The 19,985-nt window shown below is 65.1% G+C and carries 14 protein-coding genes; 9 read left to right on the top strand and 5 right to left on the bottom strand.

Annotation, left to right across the window (positions count from 1 at the left end; genetic code table 11):
* The first annotated feature begins 4 nt into the window (after window positions 1-4).
* The 3 genes from H292_RS0105515 (at window position 5) to H292_RS0105505 (ending at window position 4,742) form a co-directional block, all read left to right on the top strand.
* Entirely contained in the window at window positions 5-2,119 is a 2,115-nt protein-coding gene (locus H292_RS0105515; protein ID WP_020110762.1) for a LuxR C-terminal-related transcriptional regulator, read from the top strand.
* Window positions 2,120-2,218: 99 nt separating this feature from the next.
* Complete coding sequence (locus H292_RS0105510; RefSeq protein ID WP_196806155.1) at window positions 2,219-3,313, top strand: hypothetical protein; 1,095 nt, start codon at window positions 2,219-2,221, stop codon at window positions 3,311-3,313.
* 103 nt (window positions 3,314-3,416) lie between these two features.
* Window positions 3,417-4,742, top strand: a complete 1,326-nt coding sequence (locus H292_RS0105505) for a S1 family peptidase (RefSeq protein ID WP_027498628.1) — start codon at window positions 3,417-3,419, stop codon at window positions 4,740-4,742.
* Between the two features lie 240 nt (window positions 4,743-4,982).
* Here H292_RS0105505 and H292_RS0105495 read toward each other — a convergent pair whose 3' ends face one another.
* A complete protein-coding gene (locus H292_RS0105495) occupies window positions 4,983-6,035 on the bottom strand; it encodes a GNAT family N-acetyltransferase (protein WP_155949765.1) in 1,053 nt (350 codons plus the stop codon).
* A 388-nt stretch (window positions 6,036-6,423) separates the two neighbouring features.
* A complete protein-coding gene (locus tag H292_RS0105485) occupies window positions 6,424-7,101 on the bottom strand; it encodes a hypothetical protein (RefSeq protein ID WP_020110757.1) in 678 nt (225 codons plus the stop codon).
* A 538-nt stretch (window positions 7,102-7,639) separates the two neighbouring features.
* Here H292_RS0105485 and H292_RS0105480 point away from each other — a divergent pair.
* Both H292_RS0105480 and H292_RS0105475 read left to right on the top strand, forming a co-directional pair.
* A complete protein-coding gene (locus H292_RS0105480; RefSeq protein WP_020110756.1) occupies window positions 7,640-11,167 on the top strand; it encodes a (Fe-S)-binding protein in 3,528 nt (1,175 codons plus the stop codon).
* Window positions 11,168-11,379: 212 nt separating this feature from the next.
* Entirely contained in the window at window positions 11,380-12,318 is a 939-nt protein-coding gene (locus H292_RS0105475) for a hypothetical protein (RefSeq protein ID WP_020110755.1), read from the top strand.
* Window positions 12,319-12,417: 99 nt separating this feature from the next.
* Here H292_RS0105475 and H292_RS0105470 read toward each other — a convergent pair whose 3' ends face one another.
* Window positions 12,418-14,328 carry a prolyl oligopeptidase family serine peptidase gene (locus tag H292_RS0105470; RefSeq protein WP_020110754.1) on the bottom strand — a complete coding sequence of 637 codons (1,911 nt, stop codon included), beginning with the start codon at window positions 14,326-14,328 and terminating at the stop codon, window positions 12,418-12,420.
* A gap of 113 nt (window positions 14,329-14,441) precedes the next feature.
* On the opposite strand from H292_RS0105470, the gene H292_RS0105465 reads away from it, so the two are divergent.
* Complete coding sequence (locus H292_RS0105465; RefSeq protein WP_019663839.1) at window positions 14,442-14,669, top strand: DUF3263 domain-containing protein; 228 nt, start codon at window positions 14,442-14,444, stop codon at window positions 14,667-14,669.
* On the opposite strand, the gene H292_RS0105460 is transcribed toward H292_RS0105465, so the two are convergent.
* Complete coding sequence (locus tag H292_RS0105460; RefSeq protein WP_019663840.1) at window positions 14,666-15,373, bottom strand: SOS response-associated peptidase; 708 nt, start codon at window positions 15,371-15,373, stop codon at window positions 14,666-14,668. The two genes, H292_RS0105465 and H292_RS0105460, sit on opposite strands and share 4 nt — an antisense overlap.
* 75 nt (window positions 15,374-15,448) lie before the next feature.
* On the opposite strand from H292_RS0105460, the gene H292_RS0105455 reads away from it, so the two are divergent.
* Together H292_RS0105455 and H292_RS0105450 are read left to right on the top strand one after the other, a co-directional pair.
* Entirely contained in the window at window positions 15,449-16,699 is a 1,251-nt protein-coding gene (locus H292_RS0105455; protein WP_020110753.1) for a pyridoxal phosphate-dependent aminotransferase, read from the top strand.
* 294 nt (window positions 16,700-16,993) lie between these two features.
* Window positions 16,994-18,277, top strand: a complete 1,284-nt coding sequence (locus tag H292_RS0105450) for a YibE/F family protein (RefSeq protein ID WP_020110752.1) — start codon at window positions 16,994-16,996, stop codon at window positions 18,275-18,277.
* Between the two features lie 3 nt (window positions 18,278-18,280).
* On the opposite strand, the gene ald is transcribed toward H292_RS0105450, so the two are convergent.
* Window positions 18,281-19,363: an alanine dehydrogenase gene (gene ald, locus H292_RS0105445; RefSeq protein ID WP_020110751.1), complete on the bottom strand. Its 1,083-nt coding sequence runs from the start codon at window positions 19,361-19,363 to the stop codon at window positions 18,281-18,283.
* A 100-nt stretch (window positions 19,364-19,463) separates the two neighbouring features.
* On the opposite strand from ald, the gene H292_RS0105440 reads away from it, so the two are divergent.
* Complete coding sequence (locus H292_RS0105440; protein WP_027498627.1) at window positions 19,464-19,985, top strand: Lrp/AsnC family transcriptional regulator; 522 nt, start codon at window positions 19,464-19,466, stop codon at window positions 19,983-19,985.

The raw sequence follows: 19,985 nt of genomic DNA, 5'->3' as shown, positions 1-19,985 counted from the left end.
TTCCGTGCACGCTGCGCTGACGAAGTCCGACGTCGCGGCGCTGGCCGCGTCGAGGGGCCGTCCGGTGTCCGCGGTGCTGGCCGCCGCGATCACGACGCTCACCGGTGGTTGCCCGAGGTCGGTCGACGTGGCACTCGACGCCGCCACCCGGGCCGAGGCCGATGTTGCGGTCACCCGGGCAGTGTCCGACGCCGTGTTCGAGGACCGGGTCGAGGCCCTGCGCTCCCTGTCGGAGTCCGCGCAGACGGTTGTTCTGTTGGCGCACTTCGGCGGTGGGTCGGATCCGGAGGTCGTGACCGAGCTGGTCGGCACCGGAGCCGATGCCGGGTCGGCGACGGAGGACGCCGTCGCCGCTGGTTTGTTGTCGTCGACGCTGGAATCGCTGCCGGAGGTGGATCGCGCGCTGCAGACCGTCGTCGGGACGCGACGGATGCAGTCGACGGCGACCGAGTTGCTCGAATACCGCTGCAAAACCGACACTCTCGATCTCGATACCGCAGTGACTCTGTCACACAGTGGGATCCGACACCCCGAGCTCGCGACGTACCTGACAGCTGCCGCCTCGGCGGCCACTCCGGAACACGCGGTGCGTCTGTACGAGCGTGCCGTGACCGCGGGAGCCGATCCCGTGAGCGTCGCACCGGCGCAGGCCGAGAACTGCTTCCTGCTCGGCGATCTGGACACGGCCGAGGAGCTGGCCGACGCGGCACTCGGGCAACACGATTCGATCGACATCGCAGCCCTCCGTGTCGCCGTGCGGGTGTCGGCGGCCGTCGCGGCCGAGCGCGGAATGCTGACCCGCGCTGCCCAGCTCTACACCTGGCTCGGGCCGCAGAGGACGGGCGTCGACGCGGATCTGGCGATCGCAGCTGCCCTCGTCGCCGGTAATTCAGCGGCCGCCGAGTCGCTCGCAGCGTCCGACGCCGCCGGTCCACCGACTGCGGCCGGGGCTCGGGCGACGCTCCTCGCCGAAGGCATCCGGCAGTCCATCCGAGCGACGTCGACGCCCGAAGTATCGCTCGCAACAAGCACACTCCTGCAGGCGACCGCCATGTTTTCGGGCACGACTCGTCGCGCGAGTCCCGATTCCGCAGCGGCCGTCGCCGTACTCTTCGCGCTGCACACCGGTGATCTCGCGCGCGCCGACGCCACCGCCCGCCGGGCCGTCGACGCATATCCTGCGGCGCATCCACACCGAGCGAGGCTCGTTCTCCTGCGCGCGTGGACATCGATGCTCGCGGGCGACACCGCAGACGCGCAGGCGCACCTCGACTCGGTTCGAATCCCGCTGTCTCATAACCGAAACCGACTCTTCGAAGCAGGTCTTCGCGTCGGCCTGGCCAGGCGATCCGGTGACACCGGAGCACTGCTGACCGCATGGGACGAGGCCTTGGACGTCGTCGCGTCGTACTCGGTGGATCTTCTGTCGTTCCTCCCCGTCGGGGAGCTGCTTCTGGCGGCCGTCCGCGTGGGACAGCCGGAACGCGTCGCGCATCTGACCGCGCAGGCCGACGCGGTGATCGCCGACCTGCACGAGCCCCACGCGTGGTCGTCGTCGCTGCACTGGTACGGCGTCCAGGCCGCGATCCTGGCCGAGCATCCCGCCGATCTCGTCCCGCACGCCCGCGCACTCGCCCAGGCCGCTGAGTCCAACCGGTACGCCGCCGCGCTGGCCGGGGCCGGACGCGCGTGGCTCGGGGTACTGCAGGGAAACCCGAACGTCGCCGACGTGGAAGCCGCCGCGCAGTCGCTGACCCGGTTCGGACTGTCGTGGGACGGTGCCCGACTCGCCAGCGAGGCAGCGTTGCGCGTGGCGGACACCCGCGTCGCGACGTCGCTGCTCCAGACCGCTCGCTCCCTCAGGTTGCCCACCGCAGCACCCACGACGGACGAGACCGCGGAGCCCAAAGGTTCGCTCAGCGCGCGGGAAGCCGAAGTGGCCGAACTCCTGGTCCTGGGCGTCACCTACCGCGAGGCGGGTGCGCGCCTCTACATATCGGCGAAAACCGTCGAGCATCACGTGGCACGTATCCGGCGTCGGCTGGGCGCCGGATCCCGGTCCGAGTTGCTGTCCATGCTGCGTGCACTCGGGTACGGCGCCGGATCGGCCGATCTGTAACTTCGGGACCCCCGAATGCGACATCCAGGTCAGTGAGCCGGTGCGTCGTGCGCCTGCTCGGAGCAGACCAGGAAAGCGCAGGCGATGGTGAACCGGCACGTGGCAGACGGTGACAACTCGGTGGACGGTGGGATTCCGGACGTCGGGCTGTACATCGACGATCAGCGGTCGATCGCTGCCGTCTCGCACCCCTACAGCGCAAGCCCGTCGCTGCACATCGCGTCCCTGCACAACACTGTCCTCTACATCCACGCCGACGGATCCGCATCGCTCGGCGGAACCGACGACCCCGATGCGGCCGTGTTCACCGACTACGTCGCAGACGAGGTTCCTTCCGGATACGAGGCAGGCGACCTCGTCGCAATGACTCTCCGCTGCCTCCTCGCCGAGGTGTCCCAGTCCATCGGTGCGGACATGGCGTCGGTTGCCGCCGCCGCGACCTTCCCTGCCACCTGGACAGCCGAGCGCGTCTCGGCCGTCCGCATGGCGATGAACCGGTACGACCTCGCCCACGTTGCACTCGTCGCAGAATCCGAAGCATTGACGGCCTGGGCGGAGTCGAGTCAGTCCACCTGGGCCGGCTCGGACTCGGGCGTCGCCGCAGCACGCGGCGCAGCAGCGATCGCGTCGGAGTATCCGGTCGATGCAGTGACGGAACGGATCGTCGTCGCGCGCAGTACTCGACCCCTCTGGGCCCGAACACCGGTGCTCGCCGCAGTCGCGCTCGCCGGCGTCCTGACCCTCGGCGGAGCCGTCACCGCACTGGTGCTGCAAGATTCGTCGGCCCCGGCCCTGCCGGAGATCGAAAGCGCACCGGTCGCTGCATCGCCGTCGACCACACCCGCGCCGCGCGCCACAGTGCCCTTTCCGACAGTCGTACCCATCGCGTCCGACGTACCGGAGATCCCCGCACCGAGCGTCGAATACATCCCCACCGAGCCCGCTCCGACGAGCGAGACCACCACCCCGGAACTTCCACGCACCGTCCCGGTCGCCGAAACACCTCCTCCCACCAGCACCGAAGAGTCTCCGACGGAAGAACCTCCAACCGAGCCGGAGCTGGGCACGGACGACCCTGTCGACGGGGACACCGAGCCCGTCGAAGGCGATCCCGAGGACACCGATGAGGAAACACCCTCCGGGCACCTACCGAGCGACGACTCGACGCCCTTGCGCGAAGCACCACGGAACTGATTCAAACCAGCGTCGGCAGGCGTCCGACCTGCAGGTTCCCGTGATAGTCGGCGTCATGCCCTATGGTGGGTCGCTGATGCTCAGCACCCGATGAAGGGACTTCATGCGTAACACGGGGGCACTGCGCGCCGCAGTGCTTTGTTCGACGGCGTTTCTGTCCATAGGTCTCTTCGCGGCTCCCGCTTCGGCGGATCCAGTGAGTGACGCCAACTCCGTGGTGCAGAGCCCCGCCGATCAGCTTCCTCGCGAACTGGCCGACGCTGTGGTGCGTGACCTGAAGATCTCTCCGCAGGAGTACCTGGACCGCGCGGCGCGCGCGCAGGAGTTGTCGACGTATGCGTCCGACTTCCGTGCGTCTCGTCCGTCCGATTTCGCGGGTGCCTGGATCGGTCCCGACGGCAATGCCGTCGTCGCCGTGACATCCGACGCCGCCGCTCAGGCCGTGGCGAAGGACGGGTACGACACTGCGAAGGCTCCGGTGTCCGCGGACGGCCTCGAGAAGTCGTTGTCCGACTTGAATGCGTGGATCGGGTCGCTGCCTCGTGAGGTCGCCAGCCAGGTCAACGGAACGTCGATCGACATTCTCGACAACCAGATCGTCATCGACGTGGTCAACAGCCCGATCGGCAATGCGCTCAATCTGCCGACGCTGCTTGCCAATCTGAAGGTCATTCTGTCCCCCGGCGCTCCGAAGCCCGTCGACCCGTCGCCGATGGGCGGCGACACGTACGTCACCACCACGTCCGACATCAAGAGCACGTCGCCGACGGACATCAGCGTCTGCTCGTTCGGCTTCAACGCCACCGACGGCTCGGGCAATCCGGTCAATCTCAGTGCCGGACACTGCAATCCCAACGCTGACACCGGGGCCGGGGGTGCGCCGGTCTATCTGCCGAACCCGGCGAACGTCAACGACAGCACCCAAATCGGTAGCTTCGACCGTTCCAGCCTCGGATCGGCCAGCGGTCTCGACTGGTCCGTCATCGACCTGAACGACAAGGGCGTCGCCTCCGGGCTGGATCGCCCCACCGTCCGCGGCGCCAACGGCAGCACCGTCACCATCACCGGCACCGCATCTCCCGTGGTGGGCGCACCGGTGTGCAAGTCGGGGCAGTCGTCGTCGTTCACCTGCGGCATCGTGGCGGCGGATCGTGTCGAGACTCAGCTGTACATGGAAGACGGCAGCAGCCGAGCTGTCCGCGGATTCGCCAGCACGGCATGCACTCTCGCGGGCGACAGCGGCGGCGCCATCGTCACCGGCACCCTTGCACTCGGTATCACCAGCGGCTCCAACAGCGGTGGCGCACCGGACTGCACCGAAGCCAACCTGGCTCTCGCGCAGTACGGCGGCACAGCAAGCCTCGGCATCCCCATCGACCAGGTCGCCTCGGAAACCGGAACAACCGTGCGCACCTCGCCGGTCACGTAGTCTCTGCACACCTGTCGCCGCATCTCCTACGAGGTGCGGCGACATTTTTGTCCGCAGAACAAACTTCAGGTTCTATCGAGGGCTTTTCTTCGAACCGAAGGTATGCTTCCTCGGTCAACGTCTTCGTAGCAGGGGGAGCGGAAAGTGTCTGCATTCAACGGAATTTGGCTGGATCTCGCGCAGTATCTCGTGACGCTGTGGCAAACCGCCATCGACTTCCTGCCGGCGCCGCCGCGCTGATCATCGATCTCCGGCCCGCTCGGCCGCTCTGTGCAGCGTCGAGCGGGTTCGGGCCAAGATCGAAGGAAGGTGGCGTAACGCCGACTTCATGCACCCAGAGAGCCACCAGGCCCTCGGAACCGCCGTCACCCGTAGTACGTCGTACCCCGCGTTGGCCCACACGCTCTTGATCTTGTTGACGCCAACGCCCTGATCCAGTTCCACGACGCCGAGCCTGTCGTGGGTGTCGGCAAACCACTCGATCAACTGATGTCCGGGTTGGAGCTTGCCGATCGACGGGTCGTAGTGGGTGAGCCACCCCTCCATCCGACGATGCGTGCGAACGCCGATCTCGTGCGCCACCCATCGCCCGTCGACGACCAGCCCGGCAATGCACAGCCGGCCGGCCCGAGCTTCGCTCCGAAGAAAGTCACGCGCGAACTCCCCGTGCGGCGCCACGAGGTAGTTGACCTTGTCGGTCCCTTCGACGGAATCGGCGGCGAGCGAGACGATGTCGTTCCAGCGCGCGTCGAGATGGGCGACATCTCTGATCTGCTCGACCCGATACTCGGATTGCCGCTCGATCTTCGATCGATACTGACGGAGCCGCTTCAACGACTTGGCACTGCGGATACTCGACGCCGTGTCGCCGGGCCGCAGCACGACGACCGGGACCCTCTCGCGCACGAGTGCGTCGGCGTCCCATGCGCCGTGCCGCCCCAGTCGCACCACCGTCGGGTCGTTCGCGATCATCGAGTCACCCGTGAGCATCCACCCCTGGTCGGCGACGGCACCGAGGAGGACGTCCGAGGCTTCCTCGTCATCACTCAGAAATTCGAGGGGAACCCCCAACGTGCTGCCGACGACCTTCGCCAGGACGAACGGTCCACGCCTGACCGTATCGAGGGGAGCCAGAGCAACCACACGGCAACCGCGACGCACGACGACGAACCTGACGTTCAGCCGCAGCGCGCCGGCGACGTTGAGCACGAAACTCGGTCGGGACGAGAACACTGTGCCAGCCCGGGACGCCAAATCCTCCCAGTCGTCGAGAATCGGCTCGGCACTCGACAAGACCTCTACCGTAACCGTCGCGATGCCCGTTTCCACCGCTCCAAAGTACCAAGAGTTCGTAAAGAGAGCTACAAACTACATCCGTTCGCATGACACGGATCGGCGCCTCCGACGCGGCCGTCGACACCTCTCACGGAGGGACTCCGCATCGTATGATCGACCCGGAAATTCGGTACACCAGTACCGATAGACGTTCGCCCCTTCAACGAAAGGCCCCCTCATGCTCGGCATTCTCGGCGTCGGCCTGGATCTCCTCGGTTACGCATTCACCATCGCAGCCGAAGCGATCAAACTGACTTCGCCCGGAGTCTTCGTCTGATTGCTCGTCCATACGAAAGAGCCCGCCACCTGATTACAGGTGACGGGCTCTTTACGTTCGAGCTGAGGCCTACTTGGCGAACTTGGTGGTTCCCGGAGGAGCGTTCAGCGTGTTGATCAGGTCGATGCCCGCAACAACAAGGGTGGGTCCACCGGCAACGATGGTGCCGATTACACCACCGACGCCTGCGCCAGTCACGAGACCACCGATGCAGCCCGCTGCGAGTGTCGCAACGCAACCGACCACAGCACCAATGGCGGTGCCGGTGAAGCCGCCGATCGCAGTCGCGATTCCCAACTGCGACGAGAACGTCTGCTGAGCCTTGAGGTTCTCGTCAGGCGAAGCAACAGGCGTTGCACCGATGCTGCGGGAGTTGGCCGACGCCTTGGTCAGGTCCAGCTGCGGGACGAGACGCAGGGTCTTGCCGTCGTTGTCGACGTTCTGCTCGTACGGGAAGTTCAGACCACCGAGGTTGAACGACAGCGGCAGGGTGACGACGACCTTGTCGGTCGAGTCGAGAACGTCGACGGTCTTGCCGTCGTCGGCGACCTTGAAGACTCCGGCGTCGATCGTCGTGACGATCGTGCGGTCCTCGAGGTTGGATTCGAAGCCGATGTTCTCGCCTGCGGTGCCCTCTTCCGAGGGTGCGGGGGCATCGGTTGCCGGCTGTGCATAGGCAGTGCCGCTGGCAAGACCCATTGCGGAAGCGACGAACGCTGCCGTAACGACCAGTTTGCTGAGTTTCATGTGGAGATTGTTCCGTTTCTATGCAATCGAGCCTGGCAGTACCGAACAGAGGTAGCCCGTCAGACGCAGATACACCCCAGACTGAATCCGCGAGTAAGTCGGTGCGCGCTGCAGCATATCTCACAACTCCGACCGAACGTTATCCTCTTGGCGCCTGTGCGAGTCCCATTGGTTATCACCCGTCACAAGATGTCGACCCGAAATCGGTGAGACCAGTGAAAACAGGGCAATTCAGCCAATTCAAATCTTCGTGCCCCCAATTTTCGGGGCACCTCGGTGGGGCACTTAGGGCTGCCTTCTCTGCGGACCCTTGCTTCGCTAGGCATAACGTGACCTACAGAACACACCCTACTGACCGGTTCAGCCCGTCGGCCGGTAGGCGAAAACCCGCGGCCACCAGCAGCCGCATCTAAGCCGCCCCTAAGTTACCCGCCGGTAATAAGAAACTTGTTACCGGCGGGTAGCGCCGCTACTCTTAGGCTGATCGGGCTGACCCGAGGTAGCACAGCCCCGCTACCACTGAACGAAAGGCCGCTTCATGAACGCCCTGACGATCACGTTGGGCACGGTCGGTTTCCTCCTCAGCCTTGTCTGTTGGGCCTACTTCTTCCGAGGGATCTGGAAGATGGTTGCCGCCATCGCACAAGGCCAGCCGGACAAAACCCGCTTGCGCCCGTTCATCCCGCGCTTCAAGCAGATGATGATCGAGTTCATCGCGCATACGCGCATGACGAAGTTCAGAACGGTCGGATGGGCTCACTGGCTCGTCATGGTCGGCTTCCTCGGTGGCTTCCTGCTCTGGTTCGAGGCGTACGGCCAGACGTTCAACCCCGAGTTCCACTGGCCCCTCTTCGGCAACACGTTCGCCTGGCATCTGTGGGACGAACTGCTCGGCATCGGAACCGTCGTCGGCATCGTCACCCTCATCGTGATCCGTCAGCTCAACCATCCGCGCAAGCCCGAGCGTCAGTCACGCTTCAGCGGCTCGCGCATGAAGGTCGCGTACGTCATCGAGGGCATCGTTCTGCTCGAGGGTCTCGGCATGATCCTCGTCAAGGCCGGCAAGATCGCCACCTACGGTCACGCCAACGCCTACTCGGACTTCTTCACGATGCAGGTCGCCAAGCTGCTGCCCGCAAGTCCCGAGATGGTCTCCGTGTTCGCCTTCGTCAAGTTGATGACCGGCATGATCTGGCTCCTGATCGTCGGCCGCAACATCAACTGGGGCGTCGCGTGGCACCGCTTCACCGCATTCCCCAACATCTACTTCAAGCGTGAGGCCGACGGCGGCGTTGCACTCGGTGCCGCCAAGCCCATGATGTCCGGCGGCAAGGTCCTCGTGATGGAGGACGCCGACCCCGACGTCGACGCATTCGGTGCGGGCAAGATCGAGGACTTCACGTGGAAGGGCTGGCTCGACTTCACCACGTGCACCGAGTGCGGCCGCTGCCAGTCGCAGTGCCCCGCCTGGAACACCGGCAAGCCGTTGTCGCCGAAACTGCTCATCATGTCGCTCCGCGATCACGGAAACGAGAAGGCTCCCTACCTCCTCGCCGGCGGCAAGAAGGACATGGCCGGTGACGAGGTCGGTCTCGTCGACGCCGACGGCAACCCCGATCAGGCGAAGTTGGACAAGATCCCCCAGTCTGCCCGCGACGAGGCGGATCGCAAGCTCGTCGCCGACGCCGTCGAGGGCGGCATCATCGATCCCGAGGTTCTGTGGAGCTGCACCACCTGTGGTGCCTGCGTCGAACAGTGCCCCGTGGACATCGAGCACGTCGACCACATCATCGACATGCGTCGCTACCAGGTGCTGATCGAATCGGAGTTCCCGTCCGAGCTGGCAGGACTGTTCAAGAACCTCGAGAACAAGGGCAACCCTTGGGGGCAGAACTCCAAGGACCGTCTCAACTGGATCAACGAGATGGACTTCGACATCCCGGTGTTCGGCCAGGATGCAGATTCCTTCCGTGACTACGAGTACCTCTTCTGGGTCGGCTGCGCAGGTGCCTACGAGGACCGCGCGAAGAAGACCACCAAGGCCGTAGCGGAACTGCTGGCGACGGCGGGCGTGAAGTTCATGGTGCTCGGAGCGGACGAGACCTGCACCGGCGACTCCGCTCGTCGCGCAGGCAACGAGTTCCTGTTCCAGCAGCTCGCGATGCAGAACATCGAGACGCTCAACAGTGTGTTCGAGGGCGTCGAGCAGAAGAAGCGCAAGATCGTCGTCACCTGTGCGCACTGCTTCAACGCGCTCGGCAACGAGTACCCGCAGGTCGGCGGTGACTACGAGGTGGTGCACCACACCCAGCTCCTCAACCGTCTCGTGCGGCAGAAGAAGCTCATCCCGGTGGCGTCCGTCAGCCAGGACATCACGTACCACGACCCGTGCTACCTGGGTCGCCACAACAAGGTCTACGACGCTCCCCGCGAGCTCATGGCCGCGTCGGGCTCCAACCTGAAGGAAATGCCGCGTCACGGTGAGCGGTCCATGTGCTGTGGTGCCGGTGGTGCTCGCATGTGGATGGAAGAGAACATCGGCAAGCGCATCAACATCGACCGGGTCGACGAAGCGCTGGAGACCTTGGGCGGGAGCGGGGCACCAGCACAGAAGATCGCCACCGGTTGCCCGTTCTGCCGCGTCATGCTCACCGACGGTGTCACCGCGCGTCAGGAGGGCGGCGCTCACGAGGGTGTCGAGGTCGTCGACGTCGCGCAGCTGATGCTCGAGTCGATCACTCGCGTCGAGTCGTCCGTTCTCAGCGAGAACATCAAAGTCATCCCGCGTGAGCTCACTCCAGAGGAGAAGCTGGAGTCCGAGGAAGCCGCCGAGGTCGAGGAAGCCGAGCGGATCGAACCCGTCGAAGAGCCTGCAGAGGCCAAGTCCGCCCCTGCTGCCCCGGCTCCCAAGGCCGGCGGCTTGAAGATGAAAGGTCTCGCGAAGGCTCCGGGAGCGAAAGCACCAGGAAGCGCGAAGCCCGACGCCACCGAGGCAACTCAGTCGAGCGCCGATGCTCCGGCCAAGCCCAAGGGGCTCGGTATTGCCGGAGGCGCAAAGCCGGGTGGCAAGGGCCTCGCGATCAAGGGCAAAGCACCGGGATCGAAGGCAGCAGCACCGGCACCGGCAGACACGGACGACAATGCAGCGGCACCTGCCGAAGCATCCGAGTCGACGCCGACGGTCAAGCCCAAGGGTCTCGCGGTCAAGTCCGGCTTCAAGAAGCCGGGCGCAAAGGCACCGGGCAAGCCCGCCGAGGCAGCAGAGCCCCAAAGCTCTGCGGAGCCCCAAAGCGCAGCGGAGCCTGAAGCTTCGGACACGACGGCCGAAGCCGCAACGGAAACAGCGGAGTCCAAGCCGACCGTCCAGCCCAAGGGTCTCGCCGTGAAGTCGGGGTTCAAGAAGCCCGGCGCCAAGGCACCCGGCAAGCCTGCTACACCGTCCGAGGCGACAGCACCGTCCGAGCAGGCAGCACCGTCCGAGCCGGCAGCGGAAGCTACCGAATCGGCTGCGTCCGAGTCGGCGGCACCTGTTGCGTCGTCGGAGTCGTTGCCGACGGTCAAGCCCAAGGGTCTGGCCGTGAAATCGGGCTTCAAGAAGCCAGGCGCGAAAACGCCGGGCAAGACTGCTGCAGCCCCGGACACCGCGACCGAAACGCCTGCGGAACCTGAAGCACCTGCGTCGGAGACGTCGGCACCGGAGCCTCAGGGCACGGACGTCGACAGTTCCGCACCGGTCGAGGAGTCCAAGCCGACGGTCGCACCCAAGGGTCTGGCCGTGAAGTCCGGCTTCAAGAAGCCAGGCGCACGGACACCGGGCAAGGCTGCGACTCCTGCACCAGCCGAATCGCCTGCAGAGGCCCCGGCAGAACCCGAGGACAGCGAACCTCAGGAACCTGCCGAGACGTCGACCAGCGACACGCAGTCCAACGGTGCAGCAGATTCCAACGGTGCAGCAGATTCCAACGGTGCAGCGGAATCCAACGGGGAGACCAGGACTCCGCCTCCGGCCAAGCCGGGTGGACTCGGGTTCCGTCCGGGCACCAAGGTTCCGGGACGAAAGAAGTAACCTGACACCCTTTTTACCGACTCCGCACGCCTGTTCACTTCAGAGCAGGCGTGCGGAGTCGTCAGTAGGGGTGCCAGGTCCCTATAGCACGCTCCGCCCTCGGCACTCCGCGAATGTGCACGCGAACGCCCCAGTTATCCACAGCCCCAGGCGTTGTCCACATTTCTGAAACCGCTCTTGTTCCGCGCCGGAGCGGTTGCCACGATTCGGTCATGACGAGAATCGTTTCCAGATCCGATGCCCTGACTCGCGGAGTGTCCGACGCTGAGTTGCAGCGCTTCTGCCGTACGAAGGCCTGGCGACGACTTCGGCCTGGAAGGTTCGTCAGCAGACGCGACTTCGATGCGCTCACCCCCGCCGAGAAGCACCGCGTCGTCGCCGAGGCGGTACTCGACGCCGCTACTGCAGGCGACGCGATACTGAGCCACACGACGGCTGCGGTCTTCCACGGTCTCGATGTGAACGCGTCGGATCTTCGGTACGTGCACATCACGCGGAACAGGACCGGCGGTGGCCGGCGCAACGGTTATCGCATCGTGCACGGGGCGCCGTACTCCACTTCGGACGTGGCCGTCGTCGACGGGGTTCTGGTGACCGCACTACCTCGGACCGTTGCCGATGTGGCGCGATCGCTGACGTTCGCGGACGCCGTGTGCATCGCCGATCTCGCTGCGCGAACGAAGAATTTGATGCCCAAGGAGGTTGTTGCGGCGCTCGACGCGTGCGCCCACCATCCGAACAATAGACAGGCTCGTCGGGTGGCGGAGTTCATGACCGGGAAGTCCGAGAGCGTCGGCGAATCTCGTTGCCGGGTGGTGCTGCACCAGCTCGGTTACACCCCGAGGCTTCAGGTTCGAGTGTCCGACGGCAACGGTGTCTTCGCCCGCGTCGACTTCTACCTGGACGGCATTTTCACCGTGATCGAGTTCGACGGGTTCGTCAAGTACGGTCGGCTGGTCCCCACGGGCGAAACACCGGCTGATGTCGCGTGGAAGGAGAAGGTCCGCGAGGATCGGATCCGTTCAGGCGGAGCGCAGGTGGTCCGGCTGACCTGGGCCGATCTCGACCGGCCGGAGCACATCGACCGGTTGATCCGTGCGGCTGCCGATCGTGCCGGAAATTCCCCGCGCCCCACTCTGCTGTTCGCCTGAGCTAGCACCTTTTTTGCTGACCTGACACGCCGAATCAGGTCCGAGCACGTGTGCGGACCCCACAAAAAGGGTGCTGGCTCCCGAACCGACCAGCACCGCTCACGGTCGCCACAGCTCCAGTTCAGGAATGCCGGGAGGCGTGAAGCCGAGCACCTGACCGTAGAAGGACAGTTCGGACTCTCGTGCGTTCACCTGTGTCTCGAGTTTGCGGAATCCGTGCGATTCGCCCTCGTACGCCAGGTAGGCGTGGGGAATTCCCTTCTTCACCAGAGCATCCCGGAATCGTTCGGCTTGCGACGGTGGAACGATCGGATCCGCCAGGCCCTGCAGCAACAGAACCGGGCACGACAAGCCGTCGACGTTGTTGACCGGTGCGCGCGTGCGGTACAGGTCCAGCGCCTCCGGGAGCGGTCCGATCAGCCCGTCGATGTAGCGGGACTCGAAATCGTGAGTCTCGGCGACGAACATCTCCAGCTCGGCGACGCCGTAATACGATGCACCACAGGCGAAGACATCCGACGACGTCAGCGCCGCCAAGACGGTCCAGCCGCCGGCCGAGCCACCCTCGATGGCCAGACGCGCCGGATCGGCCAGGCCCGCGTCGGCGAGGCCTCGGACAGCGGCGACGGTGTCCTCGACGTCGACGATTCCCCACTGGCCCCGCAGCCTGTTCCGGTATGCACGGCCGTATCCGCTCGAACCGCCGTAGTTGACGTCGACGACGCCGATGCCCCGGCTGGTGAAGTACGCGAACACCGGGTTCAGTGCAGGTGCCACGTGCGCTGTCGGACCACCGTGAACGAATGCCACGTACGGCGGCAGTTCGCCGTCCAGCCCGGTGTACTCCGGATTGCGAGGTGCGTAGGCGATAGCGTGGACTTCGCGTTCGGGCCCCTGGAACGTGACGGGCTCACCGTGCGGGAGGTAGTCGGCGTCGGGCACGGTTTCGAGTCCGGAACGCACCAGCGTGGTGTCGCCGGATTCGAGGTCCAGCAGTCGCAATCCGCTCGGACTCTGGGCACCACCGGCTTTGAGCAGGACCGATGTTCCGTTGCGCGCCCCGAGTGTCACCGATGTGAGTCCCGGCAGATCGATGTCCTGCAAGGTGCCCGTCTCCGGGTCCAGCACGGCGAGGGTGTCGGTCCCGAACGTGCGGACGGTCAGCAGCTTTCCGTCGTCCAGCACCGAGTACCACCGCGCCCCGAGCTGCCACAGCGGCGCTCCGAAATCGGCTTCGGCCTCGTGCAGTGCGGTTACGTTGCCGGACAGATCGGTTCGGTAGATGTTCCACCACCCGGTCCGGTCGCTGATGACGTAGAGCGTGTCCTCGTCGATCCACTCGGGCTGCAGAACGGATTCCTCGTCGCCGCCGAGAACCACGGTGATCTCACCGGTGGACAGATCCGCGACTCGTAGTTCCGTTCCGTCCCAGGGCATCCGAGGGTGATCCCACGCGATCCAGGCCAGTTTGCTGCGGTCGGGAGACAAGCGAGGGAACGCGAGGAAGTGAGATCCGGACACCAGCGATCGGACACCTGTTCCGTCGAGCCGAATCGCACAGATGTCGCGAGCGACCGCCGTACCGTCGTGCACCTCACGGACCGCGACGACCTCGTCGCCGACGACCGTCAATTCGCCGAAACGCACCGACGACGGAGTCTCCGGCTCCGGCGTCAGCGGAACCGGAGTATCGCCGGGCCTGGTGACGTAGACGCGCTGATCGGAGAACTCGGAGAACACGATTCGCCCGTCGGACACGGTGGTCCAGGCTCCGCCCCCGTATTCGTGAACACGGGTGCGGGCGTTGTACGGCTCCGGTATCACGGTCTCGACGTGCCCGTCCCGATGCCGGCACACCGTCGTCCTGCCGCCCTCTGTCGGCCGCATCTCGGCCCACCGGATCTCGTCGCCGACGAATCGCCCACCCTCCACCGGATGGCCGCTCGCGGACAGATCCGCAGCGGAAATCGGGGACGGCCAGGAACCGAAGGGCAACGAGGTCGCAGTCATGCCGACCAGCGTAGGCAACCGGACAAGCCAGGTACGAGCTGCGGTCGTTACGCGCCGTTCATCCCCCGGACAAATGTGCTGGACAGAATGGAGTCTCGACCCAAGGGGGAACCGTGCGCAACACGACATCGAACAGCGTCGACGACGCAATCCTGGCATTCGGCCGATCCTGGTACGGATACGGCGGAGGCAGCGACGAGGACATCTACGTCCACTTCGGCCTGCCCGCGCGGTCCTACTTCACCCGTCTCAGCGCCATGCTCGACGGACCGGCAGGCAAGACCCTCGACGACGAGACCCGCGAGAGCATGCGAGCCGTCTGCGTGCGGCGGCTTCGTTAAGCGACCGGATCCAGCAGTTCGGGGCTGTTGTTGCGCACACTGTTGACGGCGGTCCCCACCTCGTAGGGAAGCAGGCGAGGCTCGGGAACGGTGGCCAGCATCTCCTGCACCGATTCCAGTTTCGTGATGGACGGGCTGAGCCAGTCGTCGCGAAGGCCGTCCGGGATGACCACCGGCGAACGGTCGTGGATGTGCCCCAGCGCATCGGCTGCAGGCGCCGTCAGCACGGTGACGGACCAGACCCAGCGATCCTCGTCGTCGTCGGACTTCGTGGGATCACGCCACAGCTCGTACAGCCCCGCCATGGCCAGGACACCTTCTGCGTGCAGGAAGTACGGAACCTTCGCCCCGTCGCGCTTCTCCCACTCGTAGTAACCGTCGGCGGGGACGATGCACCGACGCTTCGACGCAGCCTTCTTGAACGACGGCTTCTCGGTGATGGTCTCCGATCGCGCGTTGATCATCCGGCTGCCGATCTTGGCGTCCTTGGACCACGACGGAATCAGGCCCCACCTCACCGACCGGAGCTGACGCACGGCGTCGGACTCCGGCTCGTCCTTGGGTGTGCGTTCCAGCACCGTACGTACGGTCTGCGTCGGCGCGATGTTGTAGGACGGGGGAAGCTCGTCCCCCACCGATTCTGCGATGTCGAACACCGCGCGGAGATCACTGTCGCTCTGGGTGCTGGCATAGCGTCCACACATGCCGTCGATTGTCGCACCGATTACCGACAAGTAATCCGCTCGCGGTGAGAGAACTTCACCTGGCACGATAAGGGCGTGAGCAATCCGCAGACGATCCACCAGACGCGCCATCGCACACTGCAACAGTCCACGAAGCTGCAGAACGTGCTGTACGAGATCCGTGGGCCGGTACACGCCCACGCGGCGCGGCTGGAAGCGGAGGGGCACCGCATCCTCAAGCTGAACATCGGCAACCCCGCGCCGTTCGGTTTCGAGGCGCCCGACGTGATCGTGCGCGACATGATCGCCGCTCTCCCCTACGCCCAGGGTTACTCGGAATCGAAGGGCATCCTGTCCGCTCGCCGTGCCATCGTCACCCGGTACGAGCTCGAGCCGGGCTTCCCCGAGGTCGACGTCGACGACATCTATCTGGGCAACGGCGTCTCCGAGCTCATCACCATGACGATGCAGGCTTTGCTCGACGACGGCGACGAGGTGCTGATTCCGGCGCCGGACTACCCACTGTGGACGGCGATGACCACGCTGTCGGGTGGCAAGGCCGTGCACTATCTGTGCGACGAGGAGAACGGGTGGAACCCCGACCTCGCGGACATCGAATCGAAGATCACCCCGAAGACCGTCGCACTGCTGGTGATCAACCCCAACAATCCGACGGGCGCGGTCTACTCGCGAGAAGTTCTGCAGGGCATCGTCGACCTCGCCCGTAAGTACCAGCTGCTGCTGCTGGCCGACGAGATCTACGACCGGATCCTGTACGACGATGCCGAGCACATCTCGTTGGCGAGCCTCGCTCCCGACCTGCTCTGCCTGACCTACAACGGCTTGTCGAAGGCGTATCGCGTCGCGGGCTACCGCTCCGGTTGGCTCGCGATCACCGGGCCGAAGGAACACGCAGCCGGCTTCATCGAGGGCATCGACCTGCTGGCGTCGACTCGCCTGTGCCCGAATGTGCCTGCACAGCACGCGATTCAGGTGGCACTGGGTGGACACCAGAGCATCGAGGACTTGATCCTGCCCGGTGGCCGCCTCCTCGAGCAGCGCGATGTCGCGTGGGAGAAACTCAACGCCATCGACGGCGTCTCGTGTGTGAAGCCCCGCGGCGCACTGTATGCGTTCCCGCGTCTCGACCCCGAGGTGCACGAGATCCACGACGACGAGAAGCTCGTACAGGATCTGTTGCTGCAGGAGAAGATCCTCGTCGTCCAGGGCACCGGCTTCAACTGGCCGGGGCACGACCACCTCCGCATCGTGACGCTGCCGTGGGCTCGCGACTTGTCCGTTGCCATCGAGAGGTTCGGAAACTTCCTGGCGTCGTACACGCAGTAGGTCGGTTGTTTCGCTTTTCCCTTCGACCCGCCGCGTCAACTGACGGGAAAGTAGGGAAAGTGATTGAAAAGTGACACAAAAAACATCCCCGCTGCCCTACACACGGACCCAAGTTTCTGTAGATTGGCGGTCGGCACCTTGTGTGCCCGAGCACTGGTCGTACCCCACCCCCCCCCGGGGCGATCAGGAAGGTGGCGGGGGACGCCCCCCCTGCTCCCCGCCACCGAGCTCCCAAACCTCCCGACCCCCGCGTCGCGCTGGGTCCGACGCGTCGTCACCCACTAGCCTTGCACCGTGGATTCACACGGGCATGGACACGGTCACGGTCACAGCAACGAGCCGGCTCCGCTCGGCCCCGTCGCCGCCCGGATCGTGATCGGCCTGCTGCTGGCCATCGGTCTCGCTGTCGTTGCCGGAGCCGTGCTTCTCTGGCCGAGCAAACAGAGCGTCGAGATCCCGCTTCCCTTCCAGACCTCCGGCGGCGGGGCCGTGAACACCGAAGCCGGGACGGTCGTGTCCCAGGACATCGGCGCCTGCGGCAGCGGTTCCGCCGGACGCGTCTTCACCGGTAATCCGACGCCACCGATCGGCGCCGGATACGAATGCCAGCGCAGCATCGTGACGATCGATTCCGGGCCGAACGCGGGAACACGAACTCTCATCGAGATCGTGCCCGGTCCAGGCCAACCCGACATCCGTACCGGTGAGAGCGTGCGACTGGTCCGGCAGACCGATCCGAACGGAACGACGCAGTATTCGTTCAACGATTTCGCTCGAGGATTGCCGCTGTCGATCATCGTCGCCGTCTTCGCGGTCGTCATCTGCGTCGTGGCCAGGTGGCGCGGCTTCCGTGCGTTGATCGGTTTGATCGTCGCCTTCGCCGTTCTCGTCGGCTTCATGTTGCCTGCGTTGCTCGACGGCGCCCCGGCGATACCCGTTGCGTTGGTGGCGGGGTCGATCATCCTGTACGCGGTGCTGTATCTGGCGCACGGAGTGAACCTACGCACGAGTTCCGCCTTGCTCGGGACATTGACCTCGATGGCGCTCGCTGCGGTGTTGTCCTACGTCGCGATCCGAATGACTCATCTGACGGGTCTGTCGGAAGAACAGAACACCGACGTCCAGGCCTACATCCAGCAGGTGAGCATCACCGGGCTGCTGCTCGCCGGCTTCATCATCGGATCGCTCGGTGTGCTGAACGACGTCACCATCACGCAGGCCTCGGCTGCGTTCGAGATCGCGTCCGCCGACCCCACCGCCACCCGACGGCAGATCTTCTCGTCGGCGATGCGCGTCGGCCGCGACCACATCGCGAGCACGGTGTACACCCTCGTGCTCGCGTACGCGGGTGGAGCGCTGCCGTTGCTGTTGTTGTTCAGCGTGGCGGGCAGGTCCATCCAGGACGTGCTGACGGGTGACGCCGTGGCGATCGAGATCGTGCGATCGTCGGTCGGTGGCGTCGCCCTTGCTCTGTCCGTTCCGTTGACGACGGGCATCGCCGCACTGCTCGCACGACCTGGCGGAGTTGCCGGACCGAAGCGGGCGACACCGAAGAAGTCCGGTCGCCATTCACGCTGAGTGTCAGGCGAACGCCGCGGCGACGGTCTCGGACAGCAGTTCGCCTGCGTGCGTGCTCAGCCCGGCCTTCAATCCGGAATCCTGGGCGACTGCGGTTTCCCATCCCCTGTCCGCCAGTGAGATCACGTACGGCAGAGTCGCGTTCGTCAACGCGTAGGTGGAGGTGCGCGGCACGGCGCCCGGCATGTTCGCGACGCAGTAGAACACCGATTCGTGAACGCGGTACGTCGGATCGGCATGCGTCGTGGGACGCGAGTCCGCGAAGCAGCCGCCCTGATCGATTGCGATGTCGACGAGAACCGAGCCCGGCTTCATGCGCTGAACCAGACTGTTGGAGACGAGCTTCGGAGCCTTCGCGCCGGGAACCAGCACTGCGCCGATCACCATGTCCGCATCGAGAACTGCGTGTTCGAGCTCGAGCGCGTTGGACACTACCGTCTTGACGGCGCCCTTGTACTGGTCGTCGATTGCCCTGAGCGCCTTGACGTTCAGGTCCAACACAGTGACGTCGGCGTGCATGCCGTGAGCGATGGCCACCGCGTTACGGCCGGACACACCGGCTCCGATCACGACAACGTTGGCGGGGCGCACTCCGGGGACACCGCCCATCAGAACTCCGCGCCCACCTCCGCTGGCCATCATGTGGTAGGCCCCGGCCTGCGGCGCGAGTCGACCGGCGACCTCGCTCATCGGCGCGAGCAAGGGCAGCGTACCGTCCGGAGCGGTGACGGTCTCGTAGGCGATCGACGTGGTTCCCGACGCCAGCAGTGCGTCCGTGCACTCTTTCGATGCCGCGAGGTGAAGGTACGTGAACAGCACCTGGCCCGAGCGCAGTCGGTGATACTCCTCGGCAATCGGCTCCTTGACCTTCAGGAGTAGATCCGCAGCTTCCCAGACCGCATCCGCGGAGGTGAAGATCTGAGCGCCCGCCGCTTTGAAGTCGGTGTCGCTGAACGACGATCCGGTACCTGCTTCGGTTTCGATGATGACTTCGTGTCCGCGCGAGACCAATTCGTGAACACCGGCCGGGGTGATGGCAACCCGGTACTCGTGGTTCTTGATCTCGCGTGGAATTCCGATTTTCATGACGTGCTCCTAAGCCGGATCGATTGAGCTGGTACGCCAACTCTGAATTATCAGCGGTCAAGCCACAACTGATGTGAACATAATTCTGTACAGTCGCATCATGTCTTCGGAAAATTCATCGGGACGCCCCTCGAAGGGTCGCCCGTCGAACGATGTTCGGCACGTTCGGCTCGACGACATCGACCACATCCTGATCGACGAACTTCGCCGCGACGCGCGTATCCCCAACAACGCTCTGGCTGCGGCCGCAGGAATCGCCCCGTCGACAGCACTCAGCCGAGTCAGGTCACTCGTCGAACGCGGGGTCATCCGCGGGTTTCACGCCGAGATCGACCCCGAGGCACTGGGGCAGGGCATCCAGGCGATGATCTCGGTGCGCCTCCAGGCCGATGCGCGCAAGCGAATCAGCGAGTTCGGAAGCCAGATCGCGGCGTTGGAAGAGGTGCTCAACATCTACTTCATCGCAGGCGCCGACGACTTCCTCGTTCAGATCGCCACCGTGGACACCGCTGCGCTACGCGACTTCGTCGTCGACAATCTCAGCGCACACCCGGCCGTCGCCGCGACGGAGACGATTCTGATCTTCGAGCACGTCAGACCGCGAAACAGCCCGTCCCGTTGA

The organism is Rhodococcus sp. 114MFTsu3.1 (assembly GCF_000383555.1).
In the GTDB taxonomy this organism is placed as follows: Bacteria; Actinomycetota; Actinomycetes; order Mycobacteriales; family Mycobacteriaceae; genus Rhodococcoides; species Rhodococcoides fascians_E.
The sequence above is the reverse complement of the archived record's forward strand: the minus strand, read 5'-3'. Positions and strand labels throughout refer to the sequence as shown.